Here is a 19,441-nt window from a genome sequence, read left to right on the forward strand (position 1 = left end):
GACTTCCAAGAACGCGTGTTGACCATGCCGATCCGAGGGAGTGCGCGCGTCGGGCGGGGACGGGCGGGCCGGGGCGGGTGGTGCCGGTCGCGTTGCGGGCGGGTGCGACCCGCCGCTCCCGGTGGGGTCGCTAGCGTGAACTGGTGACCACCGACCCGCTCGCGCCCCTGCTCGCGCTCGCCGACATCGCCGCCGCCGTCGAGCAGGCGCGCCAGCGGTTCGACCAGGCGCTCGGTCACCGGGCCCTGCGCCGCAACGGCGGCCAGGTCGCGGCCGAGGTCAGCCTCCGCTCGGCGGTCGCCAGCGCCGCGCTGGAGGGGGCCGCGCACGACCGCGAGGCGGTTCGCGCCGGCACCGTCACCGACCCGGTTCTCCAGGGCGCGCTGCGGGTCGCCGGGGCCCTTCCCGGCCTGAGCGAGCTGTGGCCGAAGGCGCCCCGCCAGGCCCTCGCGAAGCTGCACGTCCTCGCCGCCCGCGACATCGTGCCGGAAGCCGAGCTGGGCCGCCCGGTCACCGACCCGGTGGTCGCCACCCGACTCGACGGGCTCGCCGGGCTGGTGGTCGGCGGCACGAAGGTGTCCCCGCTGGTGCTGGCCGCCGTCGTCCACGGGGAGCTGCTGAACCTGCGCCCGTTCGCCGGTCCGTCCGGGCTGGTGGCCCGGGGCGCCGCCCGCCTGGTGCTGCTCGCCAGCGGCCTCGACCCGCGCGGCCTGCTCGCCGTCGACGTGGGTCACCGCGAGCGCGAGCCCGAGTACGTCGGCGCGGCGGGCGCGTTCGCCACCGGCACCCCGGACGGGCTGCGCTCCTGGCTGCGCCACTACATGTCAGCGGTCGAGGTCGGAGCCGACCAGCTCACCACCATCGGTGACGAGATCATCGCCGCCGCCTGAGCCTGGCGTGCCCGCGGTCAGGCGGTGCTGGCGGCGCGGGTGCGGCGGTGCCGCCCGTACCAGGCGATGCCGATCGCCACACCCACCCCGACCCCGAGTGCCGCTGCGGCCACCGGAACCGCCGGCCGCTCCCGCAGGCGTCGACCCAGCGGGATCGGGTGCCGGAACTCCAGCACCGGCCAGGCGTTCTCCGAGGCCAACTTGCGCAGCTGGCGATCCGGGTTGACCACGCTCGGGTGGCCGACGCACTCCAGCAGCGGGCGGTCGCTGTACGAGTCGGAGTAGGCGTACGAATCGGCGAGGTCGTAGTCGCGGACGGCGGCCAGCTCGGTGACCGCCTCGACCTTGCTCGGCCCGGCCGCGTAGAACTCGACCTCGCCGCTGTACCGGCCGTCGGTCACCGTCATCCGGGTGGCGATCACGTCGGTCACCCCGAGCAGCTCACCGATCGGCCGGACCATCTCCTCGCCGGACGCCGAGACCAGCACCACGTCCCGCCCGGCCGCCTGGTGCTCCTCGATCAGCGCGGCGGCCTCGGCGTACACATAGGGGTTGATCAGCTCGTGCAGCGTCTCCGCGACGATCTGGCGGACCTGCTCCACCTGCCAACCCTTGCAGAGTGCGGCCAGGTAGTCCCGTGTTCGGGCCATGGTCTGCTCGTCGGTGCCGCCCAGCCGGAACATCAGCTGCGCGTACGCCGACTTGACCACGTCACGCCGAGTGATCAACCCGTCCCGGTAGAACGGCCGACCAAACGCCAGAGCGCTCGACTTGGCGATGACGGTCTTGTCCAGATCGAAGAAAGCGGCACTTCGGCCCACGGCGCGAAAGTCTAGCCGGATGGTCTATCGTCGGCGGGTGCCCGGGGTCGAGCAACCCCTCAGACCTGCGGGCTGGCACCACCACCTCCTCTCCGCGTGATCGTGCTCACACTCCGCGAGGAGATTTTCGCAGTGAGTGGAGGCGGCACCACTCGACGTGACGGGCGCGCTCAGGCAGACTTGTCCGTACGACGAGATTTCACAACCTCGACAAAGACCAGACCCTCGGCGGTTGCACCCCCCGTGGCCGCTGAGTGGTTCGGCTCGACCCCCCCGGAGCCGAACCTTCGACGACCCCCGTCTCCCCCCGACGGGGGTCGTCCCTTTGCGCCGTGAGCACTCCGCCGCAGATCACAGGTCATCTGCGTCGCCGTCGAGCAGGCTCCCCGAGGGCGTTTCTCTGGTCGGAGGCAGCAGAGAGGCAGCAGAGCCGTTGAACGTCTCCAGGACGCGGGCGGCGTAGTCGTCCGGGGTGTGGGTGTAGCGGTTGAGAGTCCTCGACGCCTGTTCGTGGCCCATCACCCGCTGCACCAGGTTAACCGGAACGCCGTCGGTGACCAGCCAGGTGGCGTAGGCGTGCCGCAGATCGTGGAAGCGCATCCCGCCGGAAGCCTTGGCCGCCAGGCAGGCGACGGCCTCCCGTTCGGTGGTGAACTCAGCCGACCACTCGATGCCCTCTCGATCGGGCCACGTGGCGCGGTACCGATGCGGACCGGTGTTGGCGACCTGGCCGAGCAGACCAGCGCGGACGAGCGATGGCAACCAGACCGGACGGCGGAAGTTCGACCGGCGCAGTAGGCGGCCTACCTTGTCGCGAAAGACCAGATCACCTGGCGGACGCGTGTCGCACATCAGCCGACGGAGGACAGCCGGCCGCCGGCCGGCGTGGGAGGACTTTCTGTACGTCTATCAAGGCGGCCCGCAACGGGCCGCACGCGCCGCCGCCTGGGCGCGCGTCCGTCGCTCCGCTGGCGCTCCGACTCCGGCCACGCAACACGGCCCGCCGGCTGGCGCGGAGAGCGGAAAGCCCAGGGGCCGCCGCCATAGCGCGAGTCCCTGCCGGCCGTGGTGGGGATGCGGCGCGGAGGATGCGGGGCCGCCCCTCCGACCTCAAGGGCGCTTCGCGTCGCTGCGCGACGGCCCTGCGGGCCGCCCTTGACCCCGGAGCCTCTGCGACCCCTCGGGCCGGCGTTGCCGGCAGGCGGGGGCCTGCCCGTGATGCTCGCGCCGCATTCCCACCACGGCCTCATCGCGCGGCCCGGTCGACTCAAGCAGCGTTCGTCGTCAAGGATTGCTTGACGTGGGTGCCGCGCCTTCAGCCCGGGTTGCTGTCGTCGGAAGGCTCGTTCTCCGCGCTTGACCTGGGCGGAACGTCGAACACACTGCTACCTCTAGTGTCGATCTTCTCAGCCTGGTTGAGGACTTCAAGCAGTGACTCGACGACCTCGATGAAGTCCAGGGCTTGAGCCTCCGTGAGATTGTCTGATGGGCGGTGCACGGCAAGGTTCCGGAGACGACGAACAGCGTCGAACGCTCTGAAGGTTCTTTGGCTGATGACGCCATTTACCAACAGCGTCTGAACCTGCGCATAAAGCCCTGGCCGGTATGTCTCGATATCCAGTGCCTGGCAGACCTCATTGACCCTGACCTCTAACAGCTTGGCAGCTTTGAAGATCGCGGCAGTTGGATCTATAGAGGCTGTAAGACGAAGAGTTTCAGCCTGAGAGCGAACCTCCTCATCCGGCTGCTCCACGCCCAGACCAGGATCCGGGTCAATCTCCTCATCTACAGCAATCTGGGCCTCTAGGGTAGTCCTGTTCCATTCCGCCTCGAAGGGTCCCGCTTTGATCCGGCTAAGACTCGTGCCGATGAGGTCAGACACATGCTTCCGTAGCACCACGACTAAAATCAGGACCGTCAGTGGCCAGATGGCGGCGGGTATGACCTTCGCGAGGAACTCAAGCCAGCTCACGGTTTCGCACCGTATCGCGGTCATGCAAGCAACCCAGAGCAGGACGCGCGGAGAGCGTGCTGCTGTCCACGGTCCACACGTTGAGTCTGTCGCACATCGCTGGGTGACCAATTGGGTGACGACGGGCGCGAGCGGCTCCGGACGTCCGTGGAACCCGGTGGACTGTTGGACGGCCCGGCTGTGCCGCCAGCGAAGCTCACCGACGTTCGGTAGTTCCTTTGGGACGAAGGGGTCAAGCTCCGCCAGGAGCCGGTCGACGGAGCTTCGCATCCGTAGGGGCATCGGGATGGGCGCAGCCTTTCGGTCGTTGAACCTCCGTGCGATATCAACGCATTTGAGAGGGTAGCCCAACGTGATTTGCGTCACTCTGACTTGTTGTCTTGGCCCGGCTTCCTACACGCGCGCCCGCGCGCGCACCCGCGCGCGCGTCGGGGCGCGCGCCCGCTATTAGATTGTGCAAGGTGCCGCTCCCGGCGCTTCGGTTGCTAAGCAACAAGGCTTCGGGGGCATTCGTCGGCCTGTTTTCGAGGCTTCCGATTGGAATTCGGGTGACGCGCCGGACACGCCGGCCAACTTGACCCTTGCTCACGTGTCGGCTGAGACTGATGTCGACCTCGGCGAGTTACAAGGGTGAAGTTCACTCAAAAGCAAGCGACGCCCGGGGCCTAGACCGGGCGTCGCTGGTGACTCTCCACTCAAGTGCGGCTACACAAGGGGGTGTCGTCAATTGGCGACGGTATCAGGGGCGCAAGCAGGGGACAACGGTGGTAGGGACCGACACGCGGTGATCCTGGCCTACCTGAAGACAGCGCCCGGGGTGTTGGGCGGGGTCGCGGCGACGCTTGCCGCCCTGACGGGATTGTTGACCATGGTTCTGAAATAGGTCGTTAGGAGGGGCGGTGATGGCCGCCCCTCCTATGCCCCTTGCGGCGAGGCAGCGAGAAGGCAGCGCGAGCTTTGATACGGGCCGAGCCCGGACGTCAGGCGACGACGACCGCGACCCGCTCGTCGACGCGATGCGCCACCGCCTGGCACTGACCGACAGCTTGCGTCCGCATCCCCCCGACGGAGGTCGTCCCTTTGTCGGCGTGTGCGCTACCGGGCAGGTGGCGGCGTGTCCGACTGATCAACTGGTCGGGGCGGCGGCGATTAGTCAGCGGATCGCCAGCTTGCTCGCTCGAATCAGGAATCGTGCCTGGGAGCCGCGACGGCCCGACGGGGAGAGCCTGACGCCCTCGATCCAGATCCACTCATCCTCGGGAGCGCGGTTGGCCACCAGTCGTACCCCGGTCACCCACAACCGCACCGGCCCGTCCGACGGCAGGAGGCGATCCGCCGCGTCTATGTCCAGCACTGCTCCCAGTCGTACCCGAACGTCAAACACCGCGCCCCCTTGTGCGTGGCGCCGCATTGGCGGGAGACGGCGCGTTCTTGGTCGTGTGCCGTTGAATCTGGAGGCCGGCGGTCTGCGCGAAGACCTCCCGCCGCGTCAGAGCCTTGCCGGTAATCGGTTCGATGGAATAGCCCGTCAACCACACCCAGCCGTCGTACGTCGGCTTGTCGCAGACCGAGGTCACCCGCAGCCACAGCGTTCGGTCGCCGCCGAACTGCACTGACGCCCGGCCGTCGATCAGCACCAGGTCGCCTGGAGCGGGCACACCTGGCCGACGGGGCCTGGCTGAGCAAGTCGGGCTATTAACGGGTGGTCGTTCAGGTCGCGTTCCCGTGCGGATAGCCATCGAGTCAGCCTCAGCAGGTCGCCGCGCGCCTAGAGCCCGCGCAGTTTAGGCGCAACCGGCACGCGATGGTGTGGACCCGCACTACGCCAGGTGTGATCGCTCCGACGGCTGTGCGGGTGAGGGCGTACCTCCAGCCCACGTCCAAGCAGGATGGGCAGTTGGTCATAGCGTTTAGCCCCGTCATGCACACAGGTTGTGGCACTCACCGGCCAGCTCCCCGGAAAATTTTTCCGGGGTCGGAACTGACCAAAGGGAGACGGTGTGCCGGTGCGCGGAAGAACCAACCACCTGACCATCGGCGAACGCGTCGCCTGGTACCGCTACCGACGCGGCCTATCCCAGGAGGTGCTGGCCGGACTCATCGGTCGGACCGCCGACTGGTTGGGTAAGGTCGAGAACAACCGGATCGAGCTGGACCGGCTCTCCGTCATCAAGTCCCTCGCCGAAGTCCTGGACGTCTCCCTCGGCGAACTGCTCGGCGAACCCTCGTTGCTCGACTGGAACGGCGACAGTGGCACCGCGACAGTCCCCGCCGTCCGTGCCGCCCTGATGGACTACCACGGCCTCGGCCCCTTCGGAAGCGGCACGGACGCGGAGCCAACGAGCGTCGCTGTGCTCAGGAAGGATGTGTGCGCCCTCTGGGATGCCTACCAGGACTCCCGCTTCGGGTACGTGACAGGCCGTCTGCCTGGGCTGCTACACCGCGCCCAGGCCGCCGCCGACCACCATGACGGCGACGACCAGGACCAGGCTCGTCGGCTTCTCGGCTTGGTGTATCAACTCGCCGCTACCCAGCTCACCAAACTTGGAGAGAGCGACCTGGCATGGATCGCCGCCGACCGCGGCTTAGCCGCGGTCCGACCCACGGGTGATCCTCTCGTCACCGGTTCCCTGTTCCGGTCCGTCGGACATGCCCTGCATGCCAACGGCCGCTACAGCGAAGCTGTACGCCTCACCGTGGATGCCGCCAGGTACCTTGAACCCCACCTCACGCACGCCACACCAGCGCTGCTCTCCGTCTACGGGACGCTGTTCCTGTCCGGTTCGATGGCCGCAGCCCGCTCCAACGACGCCCCCACCACCCGTACCCTCCTCGCCGCCGCCGACCAGGCCGCCAGCCGACTCGGGGCCGACGCCAACCACCTCTGGACCGCGTTCGGCCCGACCAACGTCGCCATCCACCGCGTCGCCACGGCCGCCGAGCTGGGCGATCTACAGGTCGCCATCGACCTCGGCCCGCGCGTCGATACCTCCGGACTACCGATGGAGCGCCGGGCACGGCACGCCCTCGAAGTCGCCCGCGTCTACAGCGCGTGGAACCGTGTTGACGACGCCCAGGCCGTCATCCTTGACGCCGAACAGATGGCACCCGAGCAGGTCCGCCACCACTTCCTCAGCCGCCAACTCGCCCTGACCTGGCTACGCCGCCAGCGCGGCAAGCCCTCGGCCGAACTGGTCGGCCTGGCCCAGCGACTCAAGGTGCTCGACTGAACCTAGTCCATCTAGGCTGCCCTGGTGACGGCCAACGAGATGCCACCTGTGGCAACCCCACGGGTTGCCGCCGGTGCCCTCTTCTTCGACGACGAAGGCCGCGTGCTCCTCGTACGCCCGAGCTACAAGAAGCACTGGGACATCCCCGGCGGCTACGTCGAACCAGGCGAGTCGCCCCGAGCCGCCTGCATACGCGAAATCCAAGAGGAACTGGGCCTTACCCCGGCAGTTGGACCGATGTTGGTCGTGGACTGGGCACCCGCCGAACACGAAGGCGACAAGCTCCTCTTCATCTTCGACGGCGGATCACTCGATACCGAGCAGGAGCGCAACATCCACTTCACGGACGGCGAACTCACTGAGTGGCGCTACGTAAGCGCAGAGTCCTTGGACCAGCACGGCCCACCCCGACTCGCCCGTAGGATCCGCACCGCTATCGCAGCGCGCAATAAAGGCCTGTCCGTCTATGCCGAACACGGCAGAGGGTTGGCTCGCTAACGGCACCTCTCTTGTCAACCCGCCGGCAGCAGAGGTTTCCGTTAGATCCACACTCCCCAGCGTCGATCAGTAGAGCCACCGGTCGAGCACCCCGGGCCAGAAGTGGGTCGTGTGGTCGCCGTGTCCGAACGCGGGTGGGTCAAGGTCCCTGATGCGCTCCAGCAGGTCGGCGAGTTCCGCGAGCGCCTGCTCCTCGGCCTGGCAGTCCTCGTCCCAGCGGTCGATGACTGTCGAGCTGGTCAGCCAGGCGCCGACCAGGTGCAACGAAGACAGCCAGTGGACGATCGTGGAGTTGACGAACCCGACGCTGCCGTCCGGCGACCAGATCCGCACCGCACCGGTCCCCGGCTCGGCGCCGTACACCCAGCTCGGGTCCTCGGAGTGCGCCAACCGGTACATCGTCGGCTCCGCGCCGAATGACACCGCGCCGACGAGATCATCGATCAGGGGTACGCCAGCGGAGACCAGCACGGCCTTCTGCGATTCGGGAAGTCGCCACGCCGCCACCTCCAGCTCGGTCGCGCGCACCACCCGCTCGCTGCCGGCCCAGGCCGTGAGCGCCTCGAACGTTGGCGGCAGCGAAAGATCATCGACCGGCACCCGGATGAGGGTAGTCCGGGCAGGGCCCTTTCGTCGGCGGTAACCTGCCGCCAGGCAGACCAAGGACATCGCCGGCCGACGACTGTCCGCGGGCAGCGGCCGGGCTGACCGGCGACGGATACTGCCCGGATGCGCGAAGACGACGTGTTCCGGGGCATCGCCGCCCGCGTGGCGGCCCGCGAGTACAGCGACGACCTCTACATCCACCCTGGCTCCCTCGACGCGGACGGCACGTGGGTGGTGGCTCCCTCGCCCGGGACGACCCGCTGGCTGGTGGAACGCGGGTCGCCGGAACACCTCGCCGCGCTGGCGGCCGGCGCCGTCGACCCGCTGCCACCGCTCGAACCCGCCACTCCGGAAGCCGTGAACGAGGCTGAGCGGGTGCTCGGGTATCCGCTACCGCCGCTGCTGCGACGCCTCTACCTGGAGGTCGCCAACGGCGGCTTCGGCCCGGTGCTGGGCGTCGCGGGCGGGTGCACCGACGATCTCGGGCGTACCGCTGTCGATCGGCTCAACTCCCGCGATCCCGCCGGCCTGCTGCCGCTCGCCTACTGGGGATGCGCGATCTACTCGTACGTCGACTGTGCGGGGCGGGGAGCGATGACGTGGGGCTTCGACCCCAACTCGGGCCTGGGCGAAGACTCGTTCTACGCGGAAGGGATCTCTCTCGTGGACTGGCTCGCCGGGTGGCTCGACGGCTCGCTCGAGCAACCGCGCCTCTATCCCGACGAGCGCCGGTAGAGCGCGAACGGCCCCAGTACCCCTCTGTCGCTGCCCAGGCTGCTGCAAAAGCCGAGCGCGCCGGCGGACAGGCGCAGGTCGGTGAGCGCGTTGACGACGAGGGTTTCCCGAACTGCACGATCAGGTTGAAGGTGAAGGCTTCCCGGCAGATCACCCCAGGGTGGCGTTCGGTCGCCACGAGGCGTCCACCTTCCTTGGTGCACCTGGTCGCGGCCGCGCGGCCGTCGGTGGTGGTCCGACGTCCGGCCTCGCCTCGCGCTTTGTCGCGGTGCCGGAGCCGGCGCAGGGTGATCGCGGCCACCGTGTAACCGAGCCCGGTGACCAGAGGGTGACCCGCCACAAGGAGCGCCGCGGTCAGGTTCCGGGTGACGAGCGGTAGGCGAAGTTCGAAGGTCGCCTGCTTCGGTGGTGGCCTCGTCCTTCCTGCGACAACCGGTTGACCTGCGGAATCGCTCGCGCCCGTAGCAGATCAACTGCCTGCGGGGGCGTTGTCCACAGGCGACCGGGTTGTCCACAGGCGAGGCGATCGGGGAGGCCCTCGGTGCGGATTCCGAGCACTGTCGGCGGCATACCAGAGCCCGACCGCTGGAGGCCGCGATGCCACCCCGTACCTCGGTTCCGCCGATCCGCCGGCTCCCGCTGGTCGTCACCGGCGACGACGACCTGCTCGACGACGTGCTCCGACTCGCGGCCGCCGGCGGGGTCGAGGTGGAGCTCGCCCGCGATGCGGCGGCCGCCCGCACCCGCTGGCTACCCGCCCCGTTCGTGGTGCTCGGCGCCGACCAGGCGCAGGCGTGCCTCCGTGCCCGCCTGGCCAAGCGGCCCAGGCTGGTGCTTGTCGGCCGAGCGGGTCAGCTCGACCCCGGGTGGCAGATCGCCGACCTGATCGGGGCCGAGCACGTCGCCGTGCTGCCCGCCGCCGAGTCGTGGCTCGTCGATCGGTTCGCCGAGCACGACCCGGACCGCCCGGACGGCGTCGGCGCCCGAATAGTCGCCGTCTTCGGCGGTCGCGGCGGCGCGGGTGCGAGTGTGTTCGCCGGTGGTCTCGCCGTCACCGCCGCCCGGACCCGGCTGCGGACACTGCTCGTCGACGCCGACCCGCTCGGCGGGGGCCTCGACCTCGTGCTCGGTTGGGAGCAGTTGGAGGGTCTGCGTTGGCCGTCGCTCACCGCTGCGGACGGTCGGGTGGACGCCCCGGCGCTGGTGCGGGCGCTGCCCAGTCGGGGTGACCTGGTGGTGCTGTCCTGGGATCGGGGCGAGATGCTCGCCCTGCCGGCGGCGGCGATGGCGGCGACCGTCGACGCCGCCCGTCGTGGGCGGGACTTCGTGGTCATCGACCTGCCCCGACAACTGGACGACGCGGCGGTGGTGGCGTTGCAGGCGACCGACCACGCGTTCGTCGTCGTGCCGGCGGAGCTGCGTGCCACAGCGGCGGCCGCCCGGGTGGTGGCCGCCGCCGCCCCGCACTGTGCCGCGCTCTCGGTGGTGGTCCGTGGGCCGGCCCCGGGTCGGCTACGCGCTACCGAGGTGGCCCGCGCCCTCGGCCTACCCCTGGCCGGCACGTTGCGCCCCGAGCCGGGGCTCTGCCGTGGGCTGGAGCGGGGCGAAGCCCCGGCCGCCGCCGGCAAGGGCCCGCTCGCCGCGCTGTGCCAACGGATCGTCGCCGACCTCACCGGCGCGCCGGCGACGGGCGCGGCATGAGCGCCCGGCCGGAGGACGGCACTCTCGCCGCTCGGGTACGGCAGCGGATCGCCGCCTCGGCTGACCCGGTGACGTCCGCGGCGATCGTCTCCGCGGTACGGGCCGAATCCACCGCCGCGGTTCTCGGGGACACCACTGTGCTACGGATCGCCGACCGGGTGCGTGACGACCTCGTTGGCGCCGGTCCGCTGGCGCCGCTGCTCGCCGACCCGGAGGTGACCGACGTCCTCGTCAACGGCGTCCGGGTCTGGGTCGACCGGGGGTCGGGGCTGCACCAGGTCGCCGTTCCGGTGGGCACCGTGGAGGACGTCCGCCGGTTGGCGCAGCGCCTGATCGCCGGTGCCGGGCGGCGGCTCGACGACGGCTCGCCGTACGCGGACGCGCGGCTGCCCGACGGCACCCGACTGCACGCCGTGTTGCCTCCGGTGGCGACCGACGGGCCGTACCTGTCCCTGCGGACGTTCCGGCACCGGCCCTACACCCTCGACGAGCTGGTACGTCAGGGGACCGTGCCGCGACCGGTGGCGCCACTGCTGTCCGCCGTCGTCGCGGCACGGTTGGCGTACCTGGTCACCGGGGGCACCGGCTCGGGCAAGACCACCCTGCTCAACACACTGCTGGGAATGGTGCCGGCCACTGAACGGATCGTGGTGGTGGAGGACGCCGCCGAGCTGCGCCCGGGGCATCCACACGTGCTGGGGCTTCAGGCGCGTACCGCCAATGTGGAGGGCAGCGGCGTGGTCAGCCTCGCCGACCTGGTCCGCCAGGCGCTGCGGATGCGCCCGGACCGCCTGGTGATCGGGGAGTGCCGGGGCGGTGAGGTGGTCGACCTGCTGGCCGCGCTGAACACCGGTCACGACGGGGGCGCTGGCACGCTGCACGCCAACACACCGTCCGACGTGCCGGCCCGGTTGGAGGCGCTGGGGATGTTGGGCGGGCTGCCGCGCGCCGCGCTGCACGCCCAGGTGGCCGCCGCGCTACAGGTGCTCTTCCAGGTACGACGTGGCGACCGGGGTCGTGTCCTGGAGTCGGTCTGTCTGCTGCTGCCCGAGGGGCCGGAACGGCTGGTGACAGTGGTGCCCGCCTGGGTGCGTGGCAAGGGGCTCGGGTTGGCCGCGCGGGCACTCGGAGCGTTGCTGCGCGAGCGCGGGGTGGCGGTGCCGCCGATCCTCAGCGCCCCGTGGCCGGGATCGGCGGGACCGGCATGACCGGCGCGACGATGCTCGTGGCAGCGCTGCTCCTGGCGGCCGCCGCCCTGGTGGCGTGGCCCGTGCGGAGTGTCCGGCTCCGTCGACGCCGCGTCCTGGGGAGCTGCCGGACGAGCGGGGTCGACCCGGATGACGCCCTCGTCGAGTGGATCAGAGAGCTGGGCCGCACGCCGGACGCTCCGGCTGACGGCCCGACCGCCGCCTCGACCCCGGGTCACCCGGTCGGCGGCGCCCCAGCCGTGCGGACCACCGCGCAGGCCGATCGGAGCAGGACGGTGCTCGGGTGGCCCAGCCGGAACGTCACCGGCAGCCCGAGCTGGCCGGCGGCGGCGGTCCGGCTCACCCGTCCGGAAGGCCCGATCCGCCCACCGACCCGCCGCGATCCGCGACGACCCGCCGGTGCGGCTCGCGGGGACGTGCTCGCCGTGGCGGTGGCCGAGGATCGCGGTGGTTCCGAGCACCGGGAGGCCGTCGACGCGGCAGACCGAGCGCCCGACGAGGTGGGGTCGCCGGCGCGGGTTCGTACGCCGCGCATGTCGTCCCGGCTGCTGCTGCCGCTTGTCGGCCTGGTCGGCGGCGGTGTCGGCGCCGTGCTCGGTGGTCCGGTGGCGGCGGTCGCGATGTCCGGGTACGGCACGTTGATGGTGCGGGCGGTGCGGCGCTGGCGGGTGAACCGGCAGGTGGAGCGGGTCCGACGGGGTGAGCTCGACCGCCTGTGTGGCCTCGCGGCGGACCTCCGGGCGGGTCTGCCTGCTCCGCACCTCATCGAGGTCACCACCGAGAGCCGGGACGGGTCGGACCGGCTGCGCCACCTCACCGCTGCGGCGGTGCGGCTGGCCGACCGGACCGGCGCGCCCCTGGCTGAGCTCGTCGAGCGGATCGAGGCGGACGCTCGGGCGACCGACCGGGGTATGGCCGCCGCGGCGGCGCAGGCCGCCGGTGCGCGGGCCACGGCGTGGCTGCTGGCGGCGCTCCCGGTCGGCGGTATCGGGCTCGGCTACGGGATCGGCGTCGACCCGATGGCGGTGCTGTTGCACAGCGCGGTCGGTGGCGCGTGCGCCGTTGCCGCCGTCGCCCTCCAGGTCGTGGGCCTTCTCTGGGCGGAGCGACTCGGCGCGACACCGGGGCGGGCCTGATGACGGCCGCCCGGAGCCCGGCGGGCCGGAACCCGATGAGCGACAGCGGCTCGACGCGTGGCCGCGGCCCGGTCGCCGAAGGCGGTGCGGGACACGGAGGCCGGCCGGGAGGCACGTATTCACAAGCTGACCAGCGCGGTTCGCGGAGCGCGCCCGACCCGACGCGCCACGACGGGCGAACCCGGGCCGTAAGGCGGCGGCTGGACACGATCCGGCTCGCGGCGGCCTTCGGTGGTCTCGCCGTAACCGTCGTGGTCGGGGGTTGGTTCGGGCTGCTCGCCGCGCTCCCGACCGCGTTCCTGCTGGACGTCATGCTGCGGCGGATCGAGGCACCCGGTGCGCGGAGGCGACGGTACCGGGAGGCCGCTGACCTGCCCCTCGCCGCCGACCTCCTGGCCGCCGCGATGCGGGCGGGCGCGCCGGTGGACCGTTCGGTGCTGGCCGTCGCCGAGGCGCTGGACGGGCCGCTCGCGGATCGGTTGGCCCGGGTCGGCCGCACGCTGCTGCTCGGCGGTGGACCGGCGGAGGCGTGGTCCGCGCTGGACGGGGTGTCCGGCGCGGAGCGCCTGACAGCCGCGGCGTTGCGCTCGGCAAACAGCGGTGCCGCACTGACCGGCGCGCTCACCCGGCTCGCCGACGACCTTCGCTCCGACCGGGCCACCGCTGCCGAGGCGTCAGCCCGACGGGCCGGCGTGCTCATCGTCCTGCCGTTGGGGCTCTGCTTCCTGCCGGCGTTCATTCTCGCCGGTCTGGTGCCGGTGATCGTCGCCGTCCTGGGCGACGTGCTCTGACCCATCGAGAAGGGGAAACAACAGTGCGTAAACTCCTCGGTCGCCTGCGTGGCGACGCCGGAATGAACACCGCCGAGTACGCCGTCGGCACACTGGCCGCCGTCGCCTTCGCCGGGATCCTGTTGAAGGTGCTGACGTCCGGCAACGTCCAGTCGGCGTTGACCGCCGTCATCGACAGGGCACTGAAGTGATCGAGCGCCGGTGGGCCGGCCGCGAGCCGACGTCGACCACACCGTCCAGTCGCCCGGCGCGGCCCGGTTCGGGCCTCGAACGGGGAGACACCGTCGGGCGGATCTGGCGGCCCGCCCGGTGGGCCGGTGGGGGCGATCGTGGGTCGTTCACCGCCGAACTGGCGGCCGGCCTGCCGGCGCTACTCCTGCTCCTGCTGGCCGGTCTGACCGCTGTCAACGCCGTCAGCGCGCAGGCGGGTTGCCTGCACGCGGCCCGGGAGGCGGCGCTGGCCGCCGCGCGGGGCGGGGACGGCAGCGCGGGAGGCGGGCGGGCGTCGCCACCGGGGGCAGCTGTCTCGGTGGCCGTCGACGGCGACCGGGTGCGGGCGACGGTACGCGCGCCCGTCCGGACGTTGGGCAGTCGACTCCCCAGGATCACAGTGGTCGCCACCGCCGTCGCCGCCGTCGAACCGGGCGTTGGAGAAGGTGGTTGGTAGTGCGCCGAACTGTCGGTACGTCAGCTCGCACCTGCCACGGACCCGCCGCCGATCGACCCGATCGGGGCCGCCCCGACGCGGAGCGAGGCGGTGCGACTCTGCTGTTGCTGGCGCTCGGGCTCGGCTTCGTCCTGTTCGGTACGTTCGGGGCCGCCATCGCCGCCGCCGGGCTGGCCGGCCAGCGGGCGGCGGTAGCGGCCGATCTCGGGGCGTTGGCCGGGGCCGCCCGGGCGCTCGGCGGCGACGCGTCCGCGTGCGCGTCCGCGTCCGACATCGCCGCGAGCAACGATGGTCGCTTGATCGGCTGTCGCCTCGACGGGTTGGACGTGCTGGTGACCGTCGAGGTGGCGTTCACGCCACTTCCCGGTCTGCACCGTGTGGCGACCTCGACCGCCCGCGCCGGCCGGGTACGCGGTTGAGGGGGTGCGTTTGATGCCCCGACGGTGGGTGCTGTGGAGCTGAGCCGGTTGCGACATCGGCGCGATGCGGTGACGACATCAGCTCCACAGGGCACGCGAACCCCCACCTCGACGGGCCCGCCGAGCCACCGTCGGCGGGCGATACCGACGGCCTCCGGCCGGGACCGGGCTCAGGGCCTGTCCCGGCCGGAGGCCGAGGAGCGGACAACCAGTGGGGCCGGGTGGGTCAGCGAGCCTGGAGCGCGTCGAGGGCGACGGCCATCGCGATGACCAGGCGGCGGTCGATCTGCGGGTGCCGCACCTCGACCACGTACCTGTCGCGCAGGCCCCACTTCTTCACCACGGAGAAGACGGTCTGACCGTCGGCGGTGAAATCGAAGTGGTACGGCAGCCAGGACAGCGAGTCGACGAACCGGCGCAGCAGCGCCACCGGCAGGCTGCGCTCCTGGCCCGTCACCTGCGGCAGGCCGGCCTGCTCGACGTGCCAGGTGGACCGCAGCAGCGACTGGGCGAAGTCCTTGCGGAACAAGCCGATCGGGTTGCCGGTGGCGTCCGTGACGTCGTACGTGGCGCCGAGGTCGATGCGCTGGCGGGCCTTGAAGCCGAGCAGGGGCTGCTGCTTGGAGTCGTCGGTGTAGATGGTCACCTGCTCCTTGAAGGCGAGCCGCTTCTGCTGCGCGAACGCCAGCAGCTCACCTTCGGTGCCGTCCGGGGCGACCGCCCGGACCTCGTACTGGTTGACCATCATGCGCAGGCGCTGACGGACGTAGAACTGGTGCTGACCCTGCACGTTGTCGAGCTGCATCAGAACTCCTCCGGGATTGGTGCGCCGGAGTCTCGCACAGCCCGCCGACCGTCGCGCTCCCGCTGCCCGGAACCGAGCCCCGCTGGTCATGATCAGTTGATGGTGGGTAGTCGTCGGGGCGGTCGGACGACTACCCGGCATCACGTGCTCGCGGTGCCCGTGTCGGATCGGAGGGTGCGGTGTCAGCGTCCGTCGACCGTGGTCGCCGCCCGTAGCGCCCACGTGTTCAGGACCTGGTGGATGCCGCGAAGCCGCTCGTTGATCTGCTCCAGCCGTTCCGCCTGAGCCAGGGCGGCGAGCGCTGACCCGAGCGCGATCTGCTGGTCGAGAGTGAGGTTGTCCTGGTCAATGGTGTAGAGCAGGTCGACGGTCTCGGCGATGGTGTCGGCCACGATTTCTCCTCGGGAACGGAAACGATCAGCAGCATGGGCATCGATGGAAGCGCTCCCACATCATTGTGCCCCGTGCCGTGCCGGTTCATGCAAGCCGCTCATCCGGGCAGGTTCGCCAGCACCACGTCGAGCACCCGGATCGCGTCCGGCTTGGAGAGCGGGTTGTTGCCGTTACCGCACTTCGGTGACTGCACGCACGACGGGCAGCCGGTCTCGCAGCCGCACTCGGCGATCGCGTCGCGGGTGGCCCGCAGCCACGCCGACGCCGTGCCGTACGCCCGCTCGGCGAACCCGGCGCCACCCGGGTGCCCGTCGTAGACGAACACCGTCGGCGCCTCGGTGTCCGGGTGTACGGCGGTGGAGAGCCCGCCGATGTCCCAGCGGTCGCAGGTGGCCATCAGCGGCAGCAGACCGATCGCCGCGTGCTCGGCGGCGTGCAGCGCACCCGGCACGTCGGCCGTCTGCACGCCGGCCTGCGCCAACGACTGCGGCGACAGGGTGAACCAGACCGCCACCGTACGCAGCTCCCGGGTGGGCAGGTCGAGCGGCCGCGTGTCGATCACCTCGCCGGTGGCGATGCGTCGCCGCTGGTACGACACCACCTGACTGGTCACGTCCACCTCGCCGAGGAACATGCCGACCGGCCCGGCGTCCACGTACGAGCGCACCGACACCACCGACAGGTCGGTGACGTCACGGGCGTGGGTGGACCAGTCGGGCTCCTCGGCGTGCACCAGCGCGCACCCGTCGGCGAGGTCGAGGTCGTCGACCACGTACGAGACGCCCTGGTGCAGGTAGACCGCGCCGGGGTGGAGCAGGAAGTGCGCCGAGCCGCCGTCGACGGTGCCGAGCAGCCGGCCGGTCGACGCCTCCACCACGCAGACCGGGGCGCCGCCCTCGCCGCGCAGGTCCACCTCCGGCCGCTCCCGGTGCCGCCAGTACCAACCGGTGGGCCGCTGCCGCAGCGCCCCGGCCGCCACCAGCTCGTCGACCGCCTCCTTCGCGCCGTCGCCGAAGAGCGCCAGGTCGGCAGGGGTGAGCGGGGCCTCCACCGCCGCGCAGGCGAGCTGCGGCGCCAGCACGTACGGGTTGGCCGGGTCGAGCACCGTCGCCTCCACCGGCGCGCCGAAGATCGCCTCGGGGTGGTGCACCAGGTAGGTGTCCAGCGGATCGTCCCGGGCCACCAGCACCGCCAGGGCCTCCTGCCCGGAGCGCCCGGCCCGGCCCGCCTGCTGCCACAGCGACGCGCGGGTGCCCGGGTATCCGCAGATCAGCACCGCGTCCAGCCCGACCAGGTCCACGCCCAGCTCCAGCGCGTTGGTGGAGGCCAGGCCGAGCAGGTCTCCGTGCAGCAGGGCGCGTTCCAGCTCCCGGCGCTCCTCGCGCAGGTAGCCGCCCCGGTAGGCGGCCACCCGGCTGCCGAGCCCCGGCACCGCGTCGTCGAGTGCCCGGCGGGCGTTGGCGGCCACCACCTCGGCGCCCTTGCGGGAGCGGACGAACGCGAGGGTGCGTACCCCCTCGGCGACAGTGTCGGCGAGCAGGTCGGCGGTCTCCCGCAGCGCCGACCGGCGGACCTGCCGCAGGTCGTCGTGGTCGCCCGTCGCCTGCGGTGGCACCAGGGAGGCGGGGCCCGCGTCCGGCGGCAGCAGCGGCGGCTCCCAGAGCGCGAAGGTCACCCCGCCCCGGGGGGAGGCGTCCTCGGTGACCGCCGTCACCGGCAGGCCGGTCAGCCGCCCGGCGGCGGTCGCCGGGTCACCGGAGGTGGCCGAGGCGAGCACGAACACCGGGGTGGCCCCGAAGCGGGCACACTGCCGGCGAAGCCGGCGCAGCACGTGCGCCACGTGCGAGCCGAACACCCCCCGGTACGTGTGGCACTCGTCGATCACCACGTACGCGAGTCGGCGCAGGAAGCCGGACCACTGGGCGTGCCCGGGCAGGATGCCGTGGTGCAGCATGTCCGGGTTGGTCAGCACGAACCGGGAGTGCCGGCGGATCCACTCCCGCTCGGCGCGCGGAGTGTCCCCGTCGTAGCAGGCCGGGCGTACCCCCTCCAGGTCCAACGCGGCGACGGCGCGCAACTGGTCCGCGGCGAGCGCCTTGGTCGGCGCCAGGTAGAGCACCGTGGCCCGGGGGTCGGCGAGCACTGTCGCCAGGGCCGGAAGCTGGTACGCCAGGGACTTGCCGGATGCGGTGCCGGTAGCGACCACCACGTGCGTCCCCTCGTACGCCAGGGTGGCCGCCTCGGCCTGGTGCTGCCAGGGCGCGACCACGCCGCGTCGGGTGAACGCCGCGCGCAGCTCCGGCGGCGCCCACTGCGGCCAGGGCGCGGGCACCCCGGCGCGGGCCGGGACCCGTTCGACGTGGGTGACCGGGTCGGCGGCGGCCCGGGCGCGCAGCCGGCGCAACAGGTCGGTCGGCGTTGACCGGGGGCCGGAGTCAGCGGATACGGTGGCCGCGGACGTCGACTCCAGGTCGGGGCGCGGCACGGGCCGCGCTGCGCCGAAGTCGTTGGAGGTCACGCCCTGCACTCTCGCACTGGTGTTCGGAGATGAAAAGTCGGACCTGCGGGTAAGGGGAAGCCTCCGCTGGCGTCCGCAGGCCGCACCGGCGGTAGTGGTTAGATGCCCACGAGAGTTTACGGCTCTGGCGAGGAGGACCGATGGAGCTGTTGCTGGCGACGCGCACCGAGGGCGAGCACACGGTGCTCGAGGTCGGTGGTGAGGTGGACGTCTACACCGCGCCCCGGCTTCGTGAACGGCTCCTCGAGTTGATCGACGGTGGCGCCCGTCACGTCGTGGTCGACCTCGGTCGCGTCGACTTCCTCGACTCCACCGGGTTGGGTGTGCTGGTCGGCGCGCTCAAGCGGCTCCGCTCGGCCGGCGGTTCGTTCGCGCTGGTCTGTGACAAGGAGCCGTTGCTCAAGATCTTCCGGATCACCGCCCTGGACCAGGTGTTCCCGTTGCACCCGACGGTCGACGCGGCGATCAGCGCCGACTCGGCGGGCGCCGGCGCGTGATGGCGACGGTCAAGCTCTCGTTCTCGCCCGCCCCGGTGCACGTGCGCACCGCCCGCCTGGTCGGCGTCGCCGTCGCCCGGCGGGCCGGGGTCCGCGAGGACCTGCTGGACGAGGTACGCCTGGCCATCGGTGAGGCGTGCACCCGCGCGGTGGCCCTGCACCGGCAGTACGGTCTGCCCGACCCGGTGCTGGTGGAGATGTCCGACGGCGGTTCGTACGCGGTGCGGGTGGTGGACCGCGCGCCGATCGAGGCGGGCATCGGTCTGGCCGCGCTGCCGCCGGACGAACTGGCGAACGAGTCGCTCACCGACGAGGCGTTGACCACCGGTGTCGGTTTCGCGCTGCTCGCCGGCTTCGTGGAGGACCTGCAGGTGCGCCCGGTCGACGAGGGCATCGGCACCGAGGTGCGGATGGTGTGGCCGGTCGGCCGCTGACCCGTCCGCCCGTCGTAGGCCGCGTCCCACTGGGGATGCGGCCTTTTCCTCATGGACCGGTCCCTATATCAGATTTGGTTTCATAACACAGCGACGAAGATCATCACGACACGGTGGCAC

At 71.5% G+C, this 19,441-nt stretch carries 21 protein-coding genes and 1 pseudogene; 13 read left to right on the forward strand and 9 right to left on the reverse strand.

What is annotated here, in order from left to right; all coding sequences use genetic code 11:
- Positions 1-143: 143 nt before the first annotated feature.
- Positions 144-890 (forward strand): oxidoreductase, encoded by a 747-nt coding sequence (locus tag O7634_RS11380; protein WP_278150099.1) that lies wholly within the window; start codon positions 144-146, stop codon positions 888-890.
- 17 nt (positions 891-907) lie between these two features.
- Here the strand turns inward: O7634_RS11380 and O7634_RS11385 are convergent, their stop codons facing one another.
- The 5 genes from O7634_RS11385 to O7634_RS11405 form a co-directional block, all read right to left on the reverse strand.
- A complete protein-coding gene (locus O7634_RS11385) occupies positions 908-1,711 on the reverse strand; it encodes an HAD-IB family hydrolase (RefSeq protein WP_278150100.1) in 804 nt (267 codons plus the stop codon).
- 351 nt (positions 1,712-2,062) lie between these two features.
- On the reverse strand, positions 2,063-2,563 hold the full coding sequence (locus tag O7634_RS11390; RefSeq protein WP_278150101.1) for a tyrosine-type recombinase/integrase: 501 nt from the start codon (positions 2,561-2,563) through the stop codon (positions 2,063-2,065).
- Between the two features lie 463 nt (positions 2,564-3,026).
- Positions 3,027-3,683, reverse strand: a complete 657-nt coding sequence (locus tag O7634_RS11395) for a DUF4145 domain-containing protein (RefSeq protein WP_278150102.1) — start codon at positions 3,681-3,683, stop codon at positions 3,027-3,029.
- Between the two features lie 1,153 nt (positions 3,684-4,836).
- The gene (locus O7634_RS11400) at positions 4,837-5,067 is read right to left on the reverse strand and encodes a hypothetical protein (RefSeq protein ID WP_278150103.1); all 231 of its coding nucleotides are present in this window, start codon (positions 5,065-5,067) and stop codon (positions 4,837-4,839) included.
- On the reverse strand, positions 5,060-5,320 hold the full coding sequence (locus O7634_RS11405; protein ID WP_347404247.1) for a hypothetical protein: 261 nt from the start codon (positions 5,318-5,320) through the stop codon (positions 5,060-5,062). Before O7634_RS11405 ends, O7634_RS11400 begins: the two co-directional genes overlap by 8 nt.
- A 369-nt stretch (positions 5,321-5,689) precedes the next feature.
- On the opposite strand from O7634_RS11405, the gene O7634_RS11410 reads away from it, so the two are divergent.
- Together O7634_RS11410 and O7634_RS11415 are read left to right on the forward strand one after the other, a co-directional pair.
- Complete coding sequence (locus tag O7634_RS11410) at positions 5,690-6,913, forward strand: helix-turn-helix domain-containing protein (protein WP_278150105.1); 1,224 nt, start codon at positions 5,690-5,692, stop codon at positions 6,911-6,913.
- Between the two features lie 24 nt (positions 6,914-6,937).
- Positions 6,938-7,411, forward strand: coding sequence for an NUDIX hydrolase (locus O7634_RS11415; protein WP_278150106.1), 474 nt, complete (start codon positions 6,938-6,940; stop codon positions 7,409-7,411).
- A gap of 66 nt (positions 7,412-7,477) precedes the next feature.
- Here the strand turns inward: O7634_RS11415 and O7634_RS11420 are convergent, their stop codons facing one another.
- Entirely contained in the window at positions 7,478-8,011 is a 534-nt protein-coding gene (locus tag O7634_RS11420) for an SUKH-4 family immunity protein (RefSeq protein ID WP_278150107.1), read from the reverse strand.
- Between the two features lie 129 nt (positions 8,012-8,140).
- Here O7634_RS11420 and O7634_RS11425 point away from each other — a divergent pair, with 129 nt between their 5' ends.
- From O7634_RS11425 to O7634_RS11460, 8 genes and pseudogenes are all read left to right on the forward strand, one after another.
- Positions 8,141-8,752: a hypothetical protein gene (locus O7634_RS11425; protein WP_278150108.1), complete on the forward strand. Its 612-nt coding sequence runs from the start codon at positions 8,141-8,143 to the stop codon at positions 8,750-8,752.
- Positions 8,753-9,349: 597 nt separating this feature from the next.
- Positions 9,350-10,453 carry a septum site-determining protein Ssd gene (gene ssd, locus O7634_RS11430; RefSeq protein ID WP_278150109.1) on the forward strand — a complete coding sequence of 368 codons (1,104 nt, stop codon included), beginning with the start codon at positions 9,350-9,352 and terminating at the stop codon, positions 10,451-10,453.
- Positions 10,450-11,661, forward strand: coding sequence for a TadA family conjugal transfer-associated ATPase (locus O7634_RS11435; RefSeq protein WP_278150110.1), 1,212 nt, complete (start codon positions 10,450-10,452; stop codon positions 11,659-11,661). The genes ssd and O7634_RS11435 overlap by 4 nt, the downstream gene beginning before the upstream one ends.
- The gene (locus O7634_RS11440; protein WP_278150111.1) at positions 11,658-12,797 is read left to right on the forward strand and encodes a hypothetical protein; all 1,140 of its coding nucleotides are present in this window, start codon (positions 11,658-11,660) and stop codon (positions 12,795-12,797) included. The genes O7634_RS11435 and O7634_RS11440 overlap by 4 nt, the downstream gene beginning before the upstream one ends.
- Positions 12,798-12,997: 200 nt before the next feature.
- Complete coding sequence (locus O7634_RS11445; RefSeq protein WP_278153941.1) at positions 12,998-13,588, forward strand: type II secretion system F family protein; 591 nt, start codon at positions 12,998-13,000, stop codon at positions 13,586-13,588.
- 23 nt (positions 13,589-13,611) lie between these two features.
- A complete protein-coding gene (locus O7634_RS11450; protein ID WP_278150112.1) occupies positions 13,612-13,779 on the forward strand; it encodes a DUF4244 domain-containing protein in 168 nt (55 codons plus the stop codon).
- 101 nt (positions 13,780-13,880) lie between these two features.
- On the forward strand, positions 13,881-14,255 hold the full coding sequence (locus tag O7634_RS11455; protein WP_278153942.1) for a TadE family type IV pilus minor pilin: 375 nt from the start codon (positions 13,881-13,883) through the stop codon (positions 14,253-14,255).
- A gap of 80 nt (positions 14,256-14,335) precedes the next feature.
- Positions 14,336-14,674: pseudogene (locus tag O7634_RS11460) on the forward strand (Rv3654c family TadE-like protein); the annotation flags it as partial.
- 226 nt (positions 14,675-14,900) lie between these two features.
- Here the strand turns inward: O7634_RS11460 and O7634_RS11465 are convergent.
- The 3 genes from O7634_RS11465 to O7634_RS11475 all read right to left on the reverse strand — a co-directional run bounded on the left by O7634_RS11465 (position 14,901) and on the right by O7634_RS11475 (position 18,390).
- The gene (locus tag O7634_RS11465; RefSeq protein ID WP_278150113.1) at positions 14,901-15,479 is read right to left on the reverse strand and encodes a hypothetical protein; all 579 of its coding nucleotides are present in this window, start codon (positions 15,477-15,479) and stop codon (positions 14,901-14,903) included.
- A 182-nt stretch (positions 15,480-15,661) separates the two neighbouring features.
- Positions 15,662-15,871 (reverse strand): hypothetical protein, encoded by a 210-nt coding sequence (locus tag O7634_RS11470; protein ID WP_278150114.1) that lies wholly within the window; start codon positions 15,869-15,871, stop codon positions 15,662-15,664.
- Positions 15,872-15,969: 98 nt separating this feature from the next.
- Positions 15,970-18,390 (reverse strand): DEAD/DEAH box helicase, encoded by a 2,421-nt coding sequence (locus O7634_RS11475; protein WP_278150115.1) that lies wholly within the window; start codon positions 18,388-18,390, stop codon positions 15,970-15,972.
- Positions 18,391-18,530: 140 nt separating this feature from the next.
- Between O7634_RS11475 and O7634_RS11480 the strand changes: the two genes are divergently transcribed.
- Together O7634_RS11480 and O7634_RS11485 are read left to right on the forward strand one after the other, a co-directional pair.
- Positions 18,531-18,887, forward strand: a complete 357-nt coding sequence (locus O7634_RS11480) for an STAS domain-containing protein (RefSeq protein WP_278150116.1) — start codon at positions 18,531-18,533, stop codon at positions 18,885-18,887.
- Positions 18,884-19,321 (forward strand): ATP-binding protein, encoded by a 438-nt coding sequence (locus tag O7634_RS11485; RefSeq protein WP_278150117.1) that lies wholly within the window; start codon positions 18,884-18,886, stop codon positions 19,319-19,321. Before O7634_RS11480 ends, O7634_RS11485 begins: the two co-directional genes overlap by 4 nt.
- Positions 19,322-19,441 lie beyond the last annotated feature (120 nt).

Origin of the sequence: Micromonospora sp. WMMD1120 (assembly GCF_029626235.1) — a bacterium.
GTDB lineage: Bacteria > Actinomycetota > Actinomycetes > Mycobacteriales > Micromonosporaceae > Micromonospora.

What these genes read in the sequence shown, in the direction of transcription:
- O7634_RS11390 (WP_278150101.1), bottom strand. Translation starts at nt 2,563, where the DNA reads ATGTGCGACACGCGTCCGCCAGGTGATCTGGTCTTTCGCGACAAGGTA.
- O7634_RS11425 (WP_278150108.1), top strand. Translation starts at nt 8,141, where the DNA reads ATGCGCGAAGACGACGTGTTCCGGGGCATCGCCGCCCGCGTGGCGGCC.
- ssd (WP_278150109.1), top strand. Translation starts at nt 9,350, where the DNA reads ATGCCACCCCGTACCTCGGTTCCGCCGATCCGCCGGCTCCCGCTGGTC.
- O7634_RS11435 (WP_278150110.1), top strand. Translation starts at nt 10,450, where the DNA reads ATGAGCGCCCGGCCGGAGGACGGCACTCTCGCCGCTCGGGTACGGCAG.
- O7634_RS11440 (WP_278150111.1), top strand. Translation starts at nt 11,658, where the DNA reads ATGACCGGCGCGACGATGCTCGTGGCAGCGCTGCTCCTGGCGGCCGCC.
- O7634_RS11465 (WP_278150113.1), bottom strand. Translation starts at nt 15,479, where the DNA reads ATGCAGCTCGACAACGTGCAGGGTCAGCACCAGTTCTACGTCCGTCAG.
- O7634_RS11480 (WP_278150116.1), top strand. Translation starts at nt 18,531, where the DNA reads ATGGAGCTGTTGCTGGCGACGCGCACCGAGGGCGAGCACACGGTGCTC.